The sequence below is a fragment of the Aequorivita capsosiphonis DSM 23843 genome (assembly GCF_000429125.1).
GTDB lineage: Bacteria > Bacteroidota > Bacteroidia > Flavobacteriales > Flavobacteriaceae > Aequorivita > Aequorivita capsosiphonis.
Map to the genome: position 1 here is coordinate 206,367 of NZ_AUBG01000011.1, position 16,698 is coordinate 223,064.

The window sequence follows — 16,698 nt, forward strand, 5'->3', positions numbered from 1 at the left end:
GTTAATTGCGCAAAAAAAAACCGCCACATTGGGCGGTCTTTCTACAAAAATATCTTTAAGAAGCTTTCAATAGTGGTCTTAATGTACCTTCCCAACGTTTTGCGTCTTGAAGGCAAACAAAAGGGTCTTTGCTAAACTCATCATCAGCGCGCTCGTCATAAAAGACGATTTCCTTTTTCCCAGTCTTTTCTATAAATTCAAGACCTACCCAATCCAGGGTTTTATCAGATTGCTTGATTGTCTTGGCGTGACAGTCCTTTACATCCTCCATATCAACAATTTTAAAATCGTCTGATGGATTCTTTTTAGATGTATATACCAGTTTTCTGGAAATGGCATCCACACCAATTACCAAATTACCGATAATATCTATATCCTTCAATTGTATGCCATTGCTCTGTGAAAGTTGAACAACAGATTTCTTTACTTTTTTGTTGACGCCGCCCGCGCTTATAATCATATAGCCCACAGGTACAGCTATTAACAACAATATTATAACCCCAATAAGGGATGCACTTATTTCCATAATGAATAATTTTTAAGATGAATAATTGGAATAAAAAATGGTTTGAAAGTCAATTCAAACACTTCGAAAAAATCATCAAAAAATTACCAAAAAAAGTGGAAAGGAAACAGATACTGAAAGATCAACTCCCGTTTGTCTGTTGCGGAATATGAACAGGTAAATAAAGAAGAAACCTGAACGTTTGAAAAATTCTTGCTGGAATAGAGCATTCCAACAAATCCAGTACCCAAGGATTCATTTTGCGAAAGCGTTGGAGAAAATTTGCCGATGGAAAGTTCATCAAAAACATAAGGTTTTGGATTATCGTCGGCCTGAAAATTAGAAACCGCTGCTGATTTGACCTTATCGGAAAAAGAAACATTGGCGAAAGCTATATTCCCAAAAATCAAGAAGATGGCCATCGAGACCAAGAATGTACCTATATGTTTTTCAGCAAGTTTCACTTGACAAATGTAGGTCAAATTTAGATTCGGAATGAAAAATTTTTCTTAATTAATCAATTTAGCTACATCTTTGGCAAAATAGCTCGCAATCATAGAAGCACCTGAACGTTTTATGGCTGTCAGTTGTTCCATCATAACTGCATCGTGATCCAACCATCCTCTTTCCGCAGCTGCTTTCAACATAGCATATTCACCACTAACCTGATAAACTGCAACAGGAACGTTTACAGTATTCTTAATCTCACGAACGATATCTAAATAACAAAGTCCCGGCTTTACCATTACAATGTCTGCTCCTTCCTCAATATCCATAAGCGTTTCCTTTATGGCTTCGTCGCGATTGCCATAATCCATTTGATAGGTTCTTTTGTCTTTCGGTATATTCTTAACGTCTACCGGAGCAGAATCCAACGCATCTCTAAACGGCCCATAAAACGCCGAAGCATATTTGGCGCTGTAGGCCATAATTGCGATATCAACAAAACCTTCGTCTTCTAATAAAGTTCGAATCTCAAAAATACGACCGTCCATCATATCACTTGGCGCAACTACATCTGCGCCAGCTTTTGCGTGGCTCAGTGACATTTCGGCCAAGACGGCGCTACTGTCATCATTTAATATTTTTCCTTCAGATACTATTCCGTCATGACCGTACATTGAAAAAGGATCCAAAGCCACATCGGTCATAACCAGCATTTCCGGTACGGCATTTTTAACCGTTTTTATGGCACGTTGCATCAAGCCATCTGGATTTAGCGCTTCTTTTCCTGTGTTATCTTTCAGTTTATCATCAATTTTTACGAAAAGTAAAACTGACTTCAGACCGAGTTTCCAAAGCTCTTTTACTTCCTTTTCTAACAGATCTAAACTCAATCTGTAATAATTGGGCATCGAGGCAATTTCCTCTTTTACGCCTTTTCCCTCCACCACAAAAAGTGGTGCGATAAAGTCTTTCGGACTTAAAATAGTTTCACGAACCAAACTTCTCATACTTTCACTAGTTCGCAATCTTCGGTTTCTTCTTAATGGATACATATCTATTTAGATTTTAGACTTGAGATTTTAGATTTTAGATTTTTTGATAAATCTGAAATCGTAAATTCAAAAATCAATTTAGTAATATATTTAAACCATAAACCAGATTTTCAACGAAATTTTAAACTCGTTAAAATACCTTATTTTTAGCGTTGCAAATTTACTACTATAATCTGAGCCTTCGTTAAATTGAACACCCTAACCTCTTCACTTCTTTTCAAATTTACTTGGCGTAGCTACCAACAGCGTTTCTTGGACGGTTTTGAAAACCACAATGAAGATAATCACCTGCACGTAGTGGCACCACCAGGCTCTGGAAAAACAATTCTCGGATTGGAAATGGTGCGCCGAATAAACAAAAAAACACTAATACTTTCGCCCACTTTAACCATTCGAAATCAATGGAATGAGCGTATGTTAGAGTGTTTTGTCAACGATGAGGATTCATTTCCCATTTCCTTCGACTTAAAAAATCCGGAAACACTCACCTTTTCGACGTATCAATCTTTACATTCCTTTTATAAGAATGAAATGGAAAGTTCGGATAATAAATTACTGAATTTCTTTAAGAAAGCAGGAATTGAAAACCTTGTTTTAGACGAAGCGCATCACCTAAAAAACGAATGGTGGAAACCTCTTTTCAGTTTAAAACAAATTCCCGATTGTACTGTAATTTCACTGACTGCAACGCCGCCTTATGATAGCGAACCAAGTGAAATCGCAAAGTATTTTGAATTATGTGGCCTCATTGATATGGAAATCGGTCTACCAGAATTGGTAAAGGAAGGCAATCTATGTCCGCATCAGGATTATATCTACTTTTCGAAACCAGAGCAGAAACAAATTCTGTATATCATCAAATATCGCGAGCAGTTATTAGCCTTTGTTTCGGAATTAAAAACCAATGTAGATTTCAAAGATTTTATTCTGAAACACCCATTTTATGCCAATACGGAAAATTCGCTGGAAGCCATTTACGAGCATCCAGATTTCTATTCGGCGATTCTAATATATTTAAATTCGATTGATTTTGAAATTCCTTCGGAAAAGATTGAATTGTTGGGAGTCAAGTCAAAAAATATCACTTTTCCTTCTTTTAATTATGAATGGGTTGAAGCTCTGTTGCAGCCTATTTTGGTTGATGATAGGGAGGATTATATTGAAGATGAAATCCTGATAGAAGCAATTGAAAGAAACTTACGGAAAATCGGGGCTTTTGATAAACAACGCGTCAATCTTGTAGGTGAAAGCAATCTTTACCGTTCCCTTTCCCAAAGTACCACGAAGCTAAAGAGCATTGTAGAAATAGCGAAAATCGAATCCACCAATCTTGGAAGTTCACTGCGAATGGTTGTTCTTTCAGACTATATTCGAAAGGAATTTCTCGATTTTAAATATGGTGATTCACTTTCGGAAATAAACAAGCTAGGCGTGGTTCCTATCTTCCAATATCTTCGTCACACCATAAAAAGTGAAACTGGTTTAAATCTTCAGAAAAGTAAATTGGCGGTGCTTACTGGATCCTTAATTTTAATTCACAATTCCTTGGTCGATGAACTGACTGCCAAAATTTCTTTAGATGCTTTTACCCAATCTATCTTGTGGGATACAGAATACATTATTATCACCCCAACTCTAAATGGAAAGAAGGAAATGGTCAGTGCGATGACGCAACTTTTTGAGGAAGGATTTATTGAGGTTCTCATCGGGACCAAATCCCTTTTGGGAGAAGGCTGGGATGCACCGGCTATCAACACGCTAGTCTTGGCTTCATTTGTCGGTTCTTTTGTAACCTCCAACCAAATGCGTGGACGGGCACTTCGCATAAACCCATTTAAACCTGAGAAAGTCGCAAACATATGGCATCTCGCCTGCGTGGATCCTACGAGTGAAATTGGAGGTGCTGATGTGGAAACATTGACACGAAGATTTGATGCTTTCTGCGGAATTTCCCTAGAAGGAAAACCTTATATACAAAATGGTATTTCAAGTTTAGGAATAACTAACGAAACACCAAAAGTGGAAGTTTTCAATGAGAAAATGCATTCTCTTTCATTAAATCGTAAAAATATAAGGGGAAGATGGAATACAGCCTTAGAGAAAGGAAATATCTTGATTCGAGAATTAAAGATGGACTTTCCCGCCAAAAAAGCTGCTGCCAAACCGAAGAAACTATATTATCGAGACTTGGTGAAATATACGTTTATCGAACTTTTAGCCTTACTACTGATTACCATACCTGAGCTTTTTCTACAGAATCTTTTCACCTTAATCTCACGAGGATTTCTTTATTTCTTCTATGCCATTGCAAGTGGCATTCTTTTAATATTCGTTCCAAAAACTTTCAAGGCACTCAAACTATATTTTAAATACGGAAGAAGAGATAAACAGTTATGTAATATTGCCAATGCGTTGAAAGCAACGATGATTGAAAAAGGAATTATACAAACTCCCGATGTTCAATTAGATGTTATAATTGAAGAATTTCGCCCTGGTGAAATAAGTTGCTTTTTACAAGGTTCAACAGTAAAGGAAAGTCTTCTTTTTATTGATTATTTAGAAGAAATTATCGAGCCCGTTGAAAATCCACGTTATATAATTACACAAGCTGGCTGGTTTAGAAATTTATTAGGACTTTCCAATTATTACAGTGTTCCAAAATTATTTGCCGAACGAAGAAAAGATGCAGATGTATTTTTCGAGTATTGGGAAAAATTCAATGGAAAAGCAGGTTTAAGCTTTACAAGAAATCTAAAGGGGCGGAAATTATTGCTAAAAGCACGCTTCCATTATTTCCAGGATGATAACAGAGTAAGGTCGAAAAAGGCTTTGATTTGGAAATAATTATTCGTCAAATTCGATTGAAGTTTCCCAACCATCATACTCACCATTATATTTTGTTGCAAGTTCAAAAAATTCCATAGTATCAAAATCGATAGAACTTTCATTTATACTTTCAACTCTATAAATAATCAGCAAAAGCTTTTGATATCCCTTTCTTTTCCGAAGGTGTTTAAACGAGGTTTGGAACCCAATATCCCAAGTATAACTTTCAAAAATTTCAAGATCCTTTCTTTTTTCAAAATAAAACCAATGGGTAACAGGACGCTTTTCTCTCCCGTCGTCACCGAAAGCGTCAAGTATTTCGAAAATTTTTTTATTCGTTCTATTTCTTGACATTGGAATACTTGATTTAAGCTGATTTGTTTTAAAGGTTCACATTATTCCTTCCACAAGATCACTTGGCAAACGAGGAAGGAATGCCTTAAAGATATTGAAGGAACTATAAAGATAGGATTTTCTTCATTAAAGTAATCTCCGGCAAGACCGAAACTTGTCCGCTGCAGGAAGAGAGCCTTGTAAGTATGCTCCTTTTACTGAAACAGATTTTTTTGAGAAACTGTGGTTACGCAATTAACATTGGGAAATTGAAATACCTACAAGGAGCCCGCCGAAAAGGCGGGAACACCTTGCAAGAATATCGATAGCTTCAGGCGAAATAAAAAAATATCTTACAGATTAAACCCACTCTTTGGGATTTCTTAAAACTTCAACAAGTTGTTCTTCTTCACTTCCAACTTCTGGATGATGATCATAAACCCATTGTACGTGTGGCGGTAAACTCATTAAAATACTTTCAATTCGGCCATTGGTTTTTAAGCCGAACAGCGTTCCCTTATCGTGAACTAGATTAAATTCTACATAGCGACCACGACGGATTTCTTGCCAAGTTCTATTTTCTTCGGCATAAGGAAGATTTTTTCGTTTTTCCACAATGGGAACATAACATTCCAAAAAGCTATCGCCAACTTCGGTTACAAAATTGTACCAATCTTCCATCGACATATCCTTCGCCATATTTTTATCGTCCTTCGCCAAGGCTTCGGACGACTTAAGGTAATCGAAAAACAATCCGCCTATTCCACGAGCTTCTTCTCTATGTGAATTCCAGAAATATTCATCGCACCGTTTTTTGTAGGTATCATAAAACTCAGGGCTGTGTTTGTCGCAAGCGGTTTTACATACTTGATGAAAATGCTTTGCATCTTCTTCAAATAAATAATAAGGCGTTAAATCTTGTCCACCGCCAAACCAACTGTCTACGATATTTCCTTCAGCATCATACATTTCAAAATAGCGCCAATTCGCGTGGACTGTTGGCACCATTGGACTTTTTGGATGGAGCACTAAGCTCAAACCACAAGCAAAAAAATCAGCGTCTTTTACACCGAAATATGCTTGCATACTTTCGGGCAATTTCCCGTGAACTTCACTGATATTTACACCCCCCTTTTCAAAAACGTCCCCGTTTTTAATTACGCGGGTTTGTCCGCCGCCACCTTCTTTGCGGATCCATTTATCTTCTTGGAACTTTGCCTTTCCGTCAATTTCCTCCAATGCGGAGGTGATTTCGTTTTGCAAGTTTTTTATGTATGCTACAAATTTTTCTTTCATTGAAAATCCTTTTTTAGTGTTTTTGAGCTCTCTAAAACCCTCAAAGTTTCCGTACTCGCGGCAGTAACCGAAAGCGGTAAAACCAAAATAATCCCCACAACTGGAATCAATAATACAAGCATAAAAACGATACCATTTCCAATAGCCAAACCTCGATTCCTTTTTACAAATTGAATGCTTTCGGAATATTTATAATGTCGTTCCAATGTGTAATCCATATTCCCGAAGCCCGCGTAATAGCTTTGCACCAAAAACAAAAGTATGGTGGAAATTATTCCAACCACCGGAATGAATCCAATTAAAATAATTGGAATGGTAAATAGCAACTCCAACAAAAGATTCCGAACGTTTATCCGTATACCTCGCCAAAGTTGCGCAGCATTGGTGGTATTTCTGTGGGAATGCCTTGTGTGATCTATTCCGTATAAATGCTTTTCAATTTTTTCCGAAACCGGACTCATAAACGGAGCACTTAAAGCCATTACAATATGACGATAAAGAATAAGCCCTAAAGCAAGAATTATTAACGCTCCTATAAAATCGCTAATTGCCCTAAAGGTTTCGAAGCCCCATTCCCAAAACCAAGCTTTTGAGATAAAAGCACCCAGATTATCACCTAATCCCCAAGCAGAAAAACCGATTAAAACCGCCGTTAGAAAACTAATCGCCATTGGCACACCGAAGTATTTCCAAAGCCCAAGTTTGTTGATGAGCTTGAAAGTTCCTGCGTATGCTTTTATGCCTTTTAGGATGTTTTTTATCATTTCTTGAACTTCAAACATACCAGGTGTCATTGCGAGGGACGAAGCAATCTACCACCTGTTAGGTTTTTCTCAATCGTCTATATAAACCAATACTTTCTGAAAATTTTCAATCTCATCAACAGCTTTAATCTTTTCAGCTTCCAAAGCTTTCTGCTTCAAAAACGAAACGATATCTTCTTGGTTTTTGTCTTTTAATTCTTCATATAAAGCAATTCCCACTTGATTGTTGTGCAAATCCATCGCTCGTTCCAATGCTTCGTTTGGTGAAAAATCCTCGTGCCAATCGGTAAAACTTTTAGCCCAAGCAATTGCCTTTTCCTCATTATTCTTCCACTTTAAGCATTTCTTGGTTATCAAAATAACCCAAAGCGCATGCCTAAAAGCATTTGCAGGATTGCTTAAATGGTGTTTACCTCCATACTCCTGCTGGGCAATATTCATACAATCCTTGGTTGCAAAAATTGTAGGTATGGTGTATAACGGATTTCTAAGAAAAAGGCCAAGCAACCCGAAAAGTTGCTTGTAATCTAGGTTCTTTAAAATCCGCCAAAGCATTTAATCTTGTTTGTATTCCTTCACGGCGTCAATAAAAGCGCCTGCGTTTTCCAAAGGAATATTTGGTAAAATTCCGTGGCCCAAGTTGACGATATACCGGTCTTTTCCGAATTCATCGATCATCTGCTTAACCATCTTTCTTATTTCTGATGGAGGGCTAAAAAGTCTTGTTGGATCAAAATTCCCCTGTAATGTAATTTTCCCTCCAGTTAAATAGCGAGCGTTTTTAGGAGAACAAGTCCAATCTATTCCTAAAGCGGAAGCGCCACTTTTCGCCATTTCGTCCAAAGCAAACCAACATCCTTTTCCAAAAGCGATTACTGGAGCTTCATCTTTTAAGGCGTCAATAATCTGCTGCATATACTGCCAGCTAAATTCCTGATAATCGGTTGGGGAAAGCATACCACCCCAGCTATCAAAAACCTGAACTGCATCAACACCAGCTTTTACTTTTTCCTTTAAATATAAAATCGTGGTATCAGTTATTTTCTGAAGTAATTGGTGTGCTGCAAGAGGTTGTGTAAAACAGAATTCCTTTGCTTTATCGAAATTTTTACTGCCTTGACCTTGCACGCAGTAACATAGAATTGTCCACGGACTGCCAGCAAAACCAATTAATGGCACTTCGTCATTCAGTTTTTCCTTGGTCATTTTTATGGCTTCCATTACGTAGCCTAGGGTTTCATTAATGTCTGGAACAATAACACGCTCCAAATCTTTCATAGAACGAATTGGGTCTGGCACCCATGGACCAATTCCTGGTTTCATCTCTACGTGAATATTCATGGCCTGCGGAATCACCAAAATATCACTAAATAAAATCGCAGCGTCCATTCCGTATCTTCGGATTGGTTGCACAGTGATTTCACTAGCTAATTCTGGTGTTTGGCAACGGGTAAAAAAGTCGTATTTCGCCTTTATTTCCATAAATTCTGGCAAATACCTTCCTGCTTGGCGCATCATCCAAACCGGAGGTCGCTCCACGGTTTCTCCGCGAAGGGCTTTTAAGAATAGATCGTTTTTTATCATAAGTTCTAGTTCAAAACCTAACAGGTTTTGAAAACCTGTTAGGTTAATATTTTAACTGCTTTGGCAATCACACTTTCCACCGTTGTGGAATTTGAAACCGCCACATTTTCTGTGTAATTTCTTGCTTCTTGAGCGGTTGTTGTTCCGATACAAATGGCTGTCGATTCAAATCTTCCGGGGTTTTGAACCCTGGAAGATTTATTCTTTTCGAAATAGCTTCTTACTCCACTCGGACTGAAAAATAAAATTGCATCAAATTGCCTTTCAAATTTCTTCGGGTTAAGCATCGTTTTGTACACTTCAATTTCTTCAAAAGAAACATTATTTTCTTTCAGTTTTGATGGAATTACGTCGCTTCGAATATTTCCACAGAAAAAATTAAAATGATCGTTTTTATGGTTTTCAACTAAATAAGGCGCTAATTCTGAAGCATATTCCGTCATTTTAACCACCTTTTGACCGTTTTTCTCCAAAAACGCTTTTGTCTTTTCTCCAACACAAAAACATTGTGCAATTTTCACCTTGCCACTCATTACCGTCTCCACGGAATTTTGACTGGTGAAAATGGCGTTTTCAATATTTGAGTGAGTCTCAAAAGGCACGAATTCAATTTTAATAGCATTGTAATCTACCAAAGAGACTCCAGCGTTTATCAACAATTCCCTTTGTGAAGGACTCAGTTTTTTGGTGGAGAGAATGCTTTTCATAGCAATACCATTTAGCGGCTTATTTACCCGTAAGTTTTTTAATCTTTGCCATCAGTTCCTTTCCGCCATTCTTTAGAATGTATGTGGCACATTCCTTTCCAAAACCTTTATAATCAACAGTATTAACACTCCTTTCAATTTCAAGCATTTCTTTACCATCTAAAGAAAATAAGCATCCTTTAAATAAGATTTTATCTTTTACTATTTCTGCAAGAGCTCCAATAGGCGCGGTACAACCACCTTCCAAGGTATTTAAAAACTCTCTTTCAATGTGGGTACAAATTTCGGAAGAAAAGTGATTCAATTTTGAAGTGGCTTCAATAGAAAAAGCATCATTTTCCATTGCCACAATTACCATTGCGCCTTGGGCTGGTGCGGGAATCATCCAATCTAAATCCTCCCCAAACCCAGCAAAGGAGGTGTTTTTTATGTTTGCTTCGCTCACAAACCCTAATCGTTCTAGTCCTGCTTTAGCAAAAATAGCACCTTGCCATTGATTATCTTTCAGTTTTTGAAGACGGGTATTTACATTGCCACGTAAATCTACGTGTTTGTGATTTGGATATCTGTGCAACCATTGCGCTTGTCTACGAAGGCTTCCTGTAGCAATGGTGCATACTTTTTCAAAATCAATTTCAGTATCGGCTTCTGTTACTAGAATATCTTGTGATGTAGCGCGTTCCAACACTGCTGTTTGAACAATTCCCCGAGGTAAAAGTGTAGGCACATCTTTCATACTGTGCACGGCAATATCCACCATCCCGTTGATCATCGCAATGTCTAAGGTTTTGGTGAAAATACCCGTAATACCCATTTCGTAAAGAGGTTTGTCCAAGATTAAATCTCCCTGGGCTTTTACAGGAACGAGTTCGGTACTGTAACCTAAAGTTTCGAGTTTAGATTTTACGGTGTTAGCTTGCCAAAGCGCAAGTTCACTATCGCGGGTTCCAATTCGGATTGTTTTTTTCAAGACTAGGCAGTTTCAAGTTGAAAAACTCTTCGTATAAGTTCAATGCTTTCGGCTGAACCTTCTTCGCCTTTTAAATGGTTGACGAAATGGGTAGTGATTTTTTGAATAAGACGATCGCTAATTATTTCGGCCTGTTCTTCATTAAAGCCATCTATTTTTTTGCTCTGATAATCTATTTCGCCAGTTTTAAGTTCAGCAAGTTTAATTTTTAGAGCGCGAATGGTAGGAGCAAATTTTCGCTCATCTGCCCATTTTCTAAAATCTTTCTCAATTTCAGCAATAATTTTCTTCGCCATTGGCACTTGCGATGCGCGTTGTTCTAAAGTTTCATCGGTTAAGGCTGCAAGATCATCTAGATGTAGCAAAGTTACGAATTCACTTTCCAAAACATCTTCGGAAACATTCTTAGGTATTGAAAGATCAAGTATTAAAAGCGGTCTTTTTAAATATAAAAGTTCCTTGGATATTGTAGGTTGCTGTGCGCCCGTAGCTACAATAAGCACATCGGCCTGTGCAACTTCACTCTGAATATCCACATAATCCTTTACCACGAGATTAAATTTTCCAGCCACTTTTTCAGCTGTTTCCTTGGTGCGGTTTATAAGGGTTATATGTTCGTTATTAGTATGTTTTATAAGGTTTTCACAAGTATTTCTACCTATTTTCCCGGTTCCAAATAGCAAAATATTCTTTTCTGAAACTTGTGGCACCCGATTCATAATATAACGCACCGCAGCAAAACTTACAGAAGTAGCTCCAGATGAGATTTGAGTTTCATTTTTAATACGTTTACTGGCTTGAATCACCGCATTGGCTAGACGCTCCATAAACGGATTGAAAATATCGTGTTTTTTTGATTCACGAAATGCGCTGCGCAGTTGACTGATAATCTCGAAATCACCTAAAATCTGACTGTCAAGGCCGGTACCCACATTAAAAAGATGTGAGACTGCATCGTGGTTCTTATAGATATAGGCCACTTTTTCAAAAGCTTCAACGGTACCATTGGTATGTTGACATAATAATTTTATAAGTTGAAAAGGGTGTTGGGCAAAACCGTAGAGTTCTGTACGGTTACACGTGGAGATTACTGAAAGTGAAGGAATACCTTCTTCCTTAGCCTGAACAAGAATTTTTTGTTTAGCTGAATCGTCTATACTAAAATGTCCTCTTATTTCGGCATCTGCTTTTTTATAATTAAGACCAATAGCATAAAAATGACCCTCAAGGCTCTCACCAGAATATGTCTTTAAATTATTTTTCATCCACAAAGTATATTTGAGAAATAGATAGAAGAAATATTCAGATTATTCATTATAGTAGAATTGCAAAGGCTTTAAAAGCGTTTAAAATAAAAACAGAAGCAAATGTACGGGCATAGTTTTTCAAAAAGTAACGCTAGCGGTATCTTTTATATCGCTCCCTGTTAAAATTGATATAAATATGATACTTATCATATTATAACGCACTAAATTCGGGGTTTCACATCAAATTTAATTAAATCTAATTTAGAACTATTCTAAATAAAATTAATCATATTTACCATGGATTTTCAAAAAAATACCGCTCAAAGTTTACCTGCCAATATGGTAGGATTTTATGAAGAAATAGCAATTGAACCCGGTTTTTTCATTTTAAAGTTTAACAATGAAACCGATGAAAATCAAACTTTTAAGCGGGAAGTGAGTGCTAATTTTATCCAGTTTCATTTCTGTATTAAGGGTTCCGCTTCTTTTTCTTTTAATGAAGGTAATTATAAGTTGCCCATACAGGAAGATCATTCGCTATTACTTTACAATCCTCAGCGAGATTTACCGCTAGATCTTCACTTATCTGCGCATTCCTGGGTTATTTCGGTATTGCTACCCATCACTAAGTTTCACGGTCTTTTTTCAACCGAGGCGAATTATATTACCTTTCTAAACGACGAAAATAAAGATCGTAAATATTACAAGGATGGTCTTACCAATCCATCTATGACTATTGTGCTAAACCAATTAATGAATTACAACTTGCATCCCAGTATTAAACCGCTGTATTTTAAAGGGAAAGCATACGAATTACTGAGCCTTTTTTTTAATCGCCCAGCAGATGCAGATGTGGAGCAATGTCCATTTTTAGCAGATGAAGTTAATGTTTCGAAAATAAAGAAAGCGAAGCAGATTATGATTTCCAGAATGGCTGAACCTCCAACCTTACAACAACTTGCGGACGAGATTAACCTTCCTATAAATAGATTGAAAGAAGGTTTTAAACAAATCTATGGCGATTCCGTTTTCAGTTTTCTTTTTGATTATAAAATGGAAGTAGCACGTCAACTTTTGGCAACAGGATCCCATAATGTAAATGAAGTGGGATTGAAAGTAGGCTATAGTACCTCTAGCCATTTTATTTCAGCCTTTAAAAAGAAATTTGGCACTACACCTAAGAAGTTTTTGATGGGACTTAACGCATAGGCATAAGTAACAAACTCCAAAACATACATTCCTTAGACGACTTTAAAGAATTTGAACAGTCCCCAGAATTTACCTCTATTTGTAGTTAAACCTAGAGGGTCTTTAACAGCAGACTTGTTACCTTTGCAAATTAAATTTAGAAAATGAAAAAAGGAGTTCTCCTTGTAAATCTCGGTTCACCAGACAGCACCGACCCAAAAGACGTAAAAAAATATCTCGATGAGTTCTTGATGGATCCACGTGTGATTGACGTTCCGTTCTGGCTTCGATCTTTTATTGTTCGCGGGATTATTTTAAATACGCGGCCTAAGAAATCAGCTGAAGCCTATCAAAAAATTTGGTGGGAGGAAGGATCTCCGTTAATTGTACTTTCCGAAAGACTTCAGAAAAAAATTCAGGAAAAAACAACTGTTCCCATTGCTTTAGCCATGCGTTACGGAAGCATGACATTAAAAAAAGGATTACAGGAGCTTGTGGATCAAGGCGTAGATGAAATTTTAACCATTCCTTTATATCCACAATTCGCAATGGCCACCACAGAAACTATTGATGTGAGGGTGGAAGAACTAAAAAAGGAATTCTTCCCTCAACTTCAGATTACTTCCTTACCAGCATTCTACAATAAGCCAGAATATATTGAGGTTCTTTCTAAAAGTATCTCAGAAAAACTGGAAGGGCTGGATTATGAGCATTTATTATTCAGCTATCACGGAGTTCCGGAACGGCATATCTATAAACGAGATATTACCAAAAGCCACTGCAAAATAGATGGTAGTTGCTGCGTTACTGATTCTCCAGCTCACGAGTTCTGCTATCGCCATCAGTGCTTTAAAACAACCGCTCTTGTTGCCGAAAAATTGAATCTAACACCCGGAACGTATTCTAATTGCTTCCAATCGCGTTTAGGTTTTGATCCTTGGTTAAAACCACCAACGGACAGAACCATAGAACGGTTAGGCTTAGAGGGAACCAAGAAAATTGCAATTGTCACTCCGGCTTTTGTGAGTGATTGCTTGGAAACTTTGGAAGAAATAGCAATGGAAGGTCAAGAGATTTTCCACGAAGCTGGCGGAAAAGAATTTACTGTTATTCCTTGCTTAAACGATCGTGATGATTGGGCGGAGATTTTGACAGGCTGGATTGACACTTGGCGAATTGTGGATGTTAAAACAGCGATCGCTTAAATTATTCATTATTTTCTATTACTATTTTTTATTATTTCAGCATTAATTCGGGGTAATAGATATAGTAGATGTTAGAGGAAAAAAATAAGTAATAGTAATAAAGAATGAATAATTCTACGGCTCTCGGCACCGAACCCATTGGAAGTTTACTGATAAAACAAGCTGTTCCAGCTTCCATTGGGATTTTAGTGATGTCGCTGAACATTTTGGTAGACACCATTTTTGTGGGGAATTGGATAGGTTCCATCGCCATTGCGGCAATCAATGTTGTATTACCTATTTCATTTTTTATCTCGGCACTTGGGATGGCTATCGGAATTGGTGGCTCTTCCATAATTTCACGCGCTTTAGGCTCTAACACTAAACCACGAGCGTTAAAAACTTTTGGAAATCAGATAACCTTAACGCTTTTGCTGACCACCGCCATGGTAGTTTTTGGCTTAGTATTTATAAATGAACTAATCCCGGCCTTCGGTGGAAAAGGCGACATTTTTGATCCGGCCAAAATCTATTACCGGATTGTCCTTTATGGAGTGCCATTATTAGCACTGTGCATGATGGGCAACAGCGTGATTAGAGCCGAAGGAAAACCGAAGTTCGCAATGATTGCAATGATTATTCCTTCGGTTGGAAATCTAGTTCTCGATTATGTTTTTATCAATCTGATGGATATGGGAATGGCGGGAGCCGCTTGGGCAACGACCCTCTCTTATGGCTTGTGTTTTCTCTATGTTCTTTATTTTTTCTTAAGCGGAAAATCAGAACTCAAAATAAGTATACCCCATTTAGGATTGAATTTATCGGTACTTAAGGAAATGTCGGCATTGGGGGGTGTAACCTTGGCGAGGCAAGCGGTGGTTAGTGTTACTTACCTTTTAATGAACAACATCCTTTTCGACATTGGCGGAGAAGCATCCATTGCATCCTACGGAATTATCGCGCGAATGTTGATGTTTGCCCTCTTTCCTGTTCTTGGGGTAACGCAAGGATTTTTACCTATTGCAGGATACAATTACGGCGCACATAAATTTGAAAGAGTTCGCGAAAGCATCAACAAAGCAATCTTATATGCCGGCGCCTTAGCATTCATCATTTTTGTATTAATAATGATATTTCCAGCGGCAATTGTTTCCGTTTTCACAGACGATCCCGAAATACTCTCAAAAACCCCACAGTATATGCGCTGGGTTTTTGCGGCAATACCTGTTATAGCAATACAATTGATAGGTTCGGCGTATTTTCAAGCCATCGGAAAAGCTGTCCCTGCATTATTGCTGACATTAACCAGACAAGGATTTTTCTTTATTCCCTTGATATTTATTCTTCCGCATTATTTTGGCGAATTGGGCGTCTGGATCTCCTTTCCCGCCGCAGATATTCTTTCAACCATTGTAACGGGTTATTTTTTGAACAGAGAGATACGAAAAACAATAAAAGGTTAAAGCTGATTTTTTTGTATATTTAACTACTAATCCATCAGTTATGAAAAAACTTATACTTCTTGTTGTCACATCTTTTTCAATCTTCTCTGCATTTGCGCAACCTGTTGGAATGTTGAATGAGACTTTCAATTTAAAATCTATTGAAACGAACGATTGGTTTTTAACTCCAAATGGAGAAAATCCAAGTGTGGCTTTTTACCCGCTTCCCGGAAGTCATGTTTTAGATGCCGATGGTATCTTTAACACCTTGACTGCTGGTGCAAATTTTAGCGGCAATTCAGTAACGCTTCATTCTATTAGCGTCACATTACACGATTGTATAGAGCCCAATTGCTATTATGAAGATCTCTATTTTTATGAAATTTTAACCAACCATAACCTGGAATCTAAAATCTTGACTTATAATTATAATGAAAGAAACGGTTATAAATACCTGTCGTTAAGGGATTCAGACTATAATTTAGCTTTATATAGTACAGAACCAGCTCCGGTACCAGATGCCATGTTATTTCAAACTTGGTATTTGTATATGACCGAAGCGGATCTTGGTGATCCCGTTTTTTATCCGGGGCCCAATCCACCACAATTTACAATAAACCCAGATTTCACATATACTGGTATTGAGGATTGTGCCATAATAAGCGGAGATTTAATTTTGGGAAATGGTGGAGACTATGAATTTAAATTGCAATCACAAAACTATCAGCAAGATGAAAGCAATTGTCCGCCAGGACCAGTGGAGTATACCTTATATGATTTAATGTACCAAAATCCAACGATGGGTTGTACTTTATATACAGGAAGTGACGGAATAGACTATTTACAATACGAAACCTATGCTGGTTTTATTTCCTATTTCTCGAATCAATTATTGTCTGTCAATGAAAATAATTTATCTGATTTAGTTATTTTCCCAAATCCTACGCAGAACAAATTGATTATTCAATCTGCAACAAACAATTTCCATTCTGTTATCATCACAGATATTCATGGCAGAATTGTGATTTCTATAAAAGATGTGGTTTCAAATGAAATAGATGTTTCGGATTTAAAACTAGGGATGTATTTTATAAGGATTGAATCTTCCGAAGGAAATAATACCAAGAAATTTATTAAGGAATAATAAAAACCA

The 16,698-nt window shown here is 37.3% G+C and carries 16 protein-coding genes; 5 read left to right on the plus strand and 11 right to left on the minus strand.

The features are described from left to right. Positions 1 to 55: 55 nt before the first annotated feature. The 3 genes from G440_RS0110065 to hemB all read right to left on the minus strand — a co-directional run bounded on the left by G440_RS0110065 (position 56) and on the right by hemB (position 2,004). Positions 56 to 526 carry a hypothetical protein gene (locus G440_RS0110065; RefSeq protein ID WP_026451193.1) on the minus strand — a complete coding sequence of 157 codons (471 nt, stop codon included), beginning with the start codon at positions 524 to 526 and terminating at the stop codon, positions 56 to 58. Positions 527 to 609: 83 nt separating this feature from the next. After that, positions 610 to 987 carry a hypothetical protein gene (locus tag G440_RS0110070; RefSeq protein WP_157417927.1) on the minus strand — a complete coding sequence of 126 codons (378 nt, stop codon included), beginning with the start codon at positions 985 to 987 and terminating at the stop codon, positions 610 to 612. 27 nt (positions 988 to 1,014) lie between these two features. After that, positions 1,015 to 2,004, minus strand: a complete 990-nt coding sequence (gene hemB, locus G440_RS0110075; protein WP_026451195.1) for a porphobilinogen synthase — start codon at positions 2,002 to 2,004, stop codon at positions 1,015 to 1,017. 189 nt (positions 2,005 to 2,193) lie between these two features. Here hemB and G440_RS0110080 point away from each other — a divergent pair, with 189 nt between their 5' ends. Continuing rightward, positions 2,194 to 4,848 (plus strand): DEAD/DEAH box helicase family protein, encoded by a 2,655-nt coding sequence (locus tag G440_RS0110080; RefSeq protein WP_026451196.1) that lies wholly within the window; start codon positions 2,194 to 2,196, stop codon positions 4,846 to 4,848. Here the strand turns inward: G440_RS0110080 and G440_RS0110085 are convergent, their stop codons facing one another. The 8 genes from G440_RS0110085 to hemA form a co-directional block, all read right to left on the minus strand. Next, positions 4,849 to 5,184 carry a ribonuclease E inhibitor RraB gene (locus G440_RS0110085; RefSeq protein WP_026451197.1) on the minus strand — a complete coding sequence of 112 codons (336 nt, stop codon included), beginning with the start codon at positions 5,182 to 5,184 and terminating at the stop codon, positions 4,849 to 4,851. Between the two features lie 339 nt (positions 5,185 to 5,523). Continuing rightward, complete coding sequence (gene hemF / locus G440_RS0110090; RefSeq protein ID WP_026451198.1) at positions 5,524 to 6,459, minus strand: oxygen-dependent coproporphyrinogen oxidase; 936 nt, start codon at positions 6,457 to 6,459, stop codon at positions 5,524 to 5,526. Further along, positions 6,456 to 7,223, minus strand: a complete 768-nt coding sequence (locus tag G440_RS0110095; protein WP_026451199.1) for an EI24 domain-containing protein — start codon at positions 7,221 to 7,223, stop codon at positions 6,456 to 6,458. Before G440_RS0110095 ends, hemF begins: the two co-directional genes overlap by 4 nt. A gap of 69 nt (positions 7,224 to 7,292) precedes the next feature. Beyond that, the gene (locus G440_RS0110100; protein ID WP_026451200.1) at positions 7,293 to 7,778 is read right to left on the minus strand and encodes a DUF6973 domain-containing protein; all 486 of its coding nucleotides are present in this window, start codon (positions 7,776 to 7,778) and stop codon (positions 7,293 to 7,295) included. Next, positions 7,779 to 8,807: a uroporphyrinogen decarboxylase gene (gene hemE, locus G440_RS0110105; protein WP_026451201.1), complete on the minus strand. Its 1,029-nt coding sequence runs from the start codon at positions 8,805 to 8,807 to the stop codon at positions 7,779 to 7,781. 38 nt (positions 8,808 to 8,845) lie between these two features. Then, entirely contained in the window at positions 8,846 to 9,514 is a 669-nt protein-coding gene (locus tag G440_RS0110110; RefSeq protein WP_026451202.1) for a uroporphyrinogen-III synthase, read from the minus strand. Positions 9,515 to 9,533: 19 nt separating this feature from the next. Further along, positions 9,534 to 10,484, minus strand: a complete 951-nt coding sequence (gene hemC, locus G440_RS0110115) for a hydroxymethylbilane synthase (protein ID WP_026451203.1) — start codon at positions 10,482 to 10,484, stop codon at positions 9,534 to 9,536. 2 nt (positions 10,485 to 10,486) lie between these two features. Then, positions 10,487 to 11,749: a glutamyl-tRNA reductase gene (gene hemA / locus G440_RS0110120; protein ID WP_026451204.1), complete on the minus strand. Its 1,263-nt coding sequence runs from the start codon at positions 11,747 to 11,749 to the stop codon at positions 10,487 to 10,489. 279 nt (positions 11,750 to 12,028) lie between these two features. Between hemA and G440_RS0110125 the strand changes: the two genes are divergently transcribed. The 4 genes from G440_RS0110125 to G440_RS0110140 all read left to right on the plus strand — a co-directional run bounded on the left by G440_RS0110125 (position 12,029) and on the right by G440_RS0110140 (position 16,689). Beyond that, on the plus strand, positions 12,029 to 12,940 hold the full coding sequence (locus tag G440_RS0110125) for a helix-turn-helix transcriptional regulator (RefSeq protein ID WP_026451205.1): 912 nt from the start codon (positions 12,029 to 12,031) through the stop codon (positions 12,938 to 12,940). 143 nt (positions 12,941 to 13,083) lie between these two features. Continuing rightward, entirely contained in the window at positions 13,084 to 14,124 is a 1,041-nt protein-coding gene (hemH, locus tag G440_RS0110130) for a ferrochelatase (protein ID WP_026451206.1), read from the plus strand. Positions 14,125 to 14,228: 104 nt separating this feature from the next. Further along, positions 14,229 to 15,566, plus strand: a complete 1,338-nt coding sequence (locus G440_RS0110135; RefSeq protein ID WP_026451207.1) for an MATE family efflux transporter — start codon at positions 14,229 to 14,231, stop codon at positions 15,564 to 15,566. A gap of 40 nt (positions 15,567 to 15,606) precedes the next feature. Continuing rightward, positions 15,607 to 16,689 (plus strand): T9SS type A sorting domain-containing protein, encoded by a 1,083-nt coding sequence (locus G440_RS0110140; RefSeq protein ID WP_026451208.1) that lies wholly within the window; start codon positions 15,607 to 15,609, stop codon positions 16,687 to 16,689. Positions 16,690 to 16,698 lie beyond the last annotated feature (9 nt).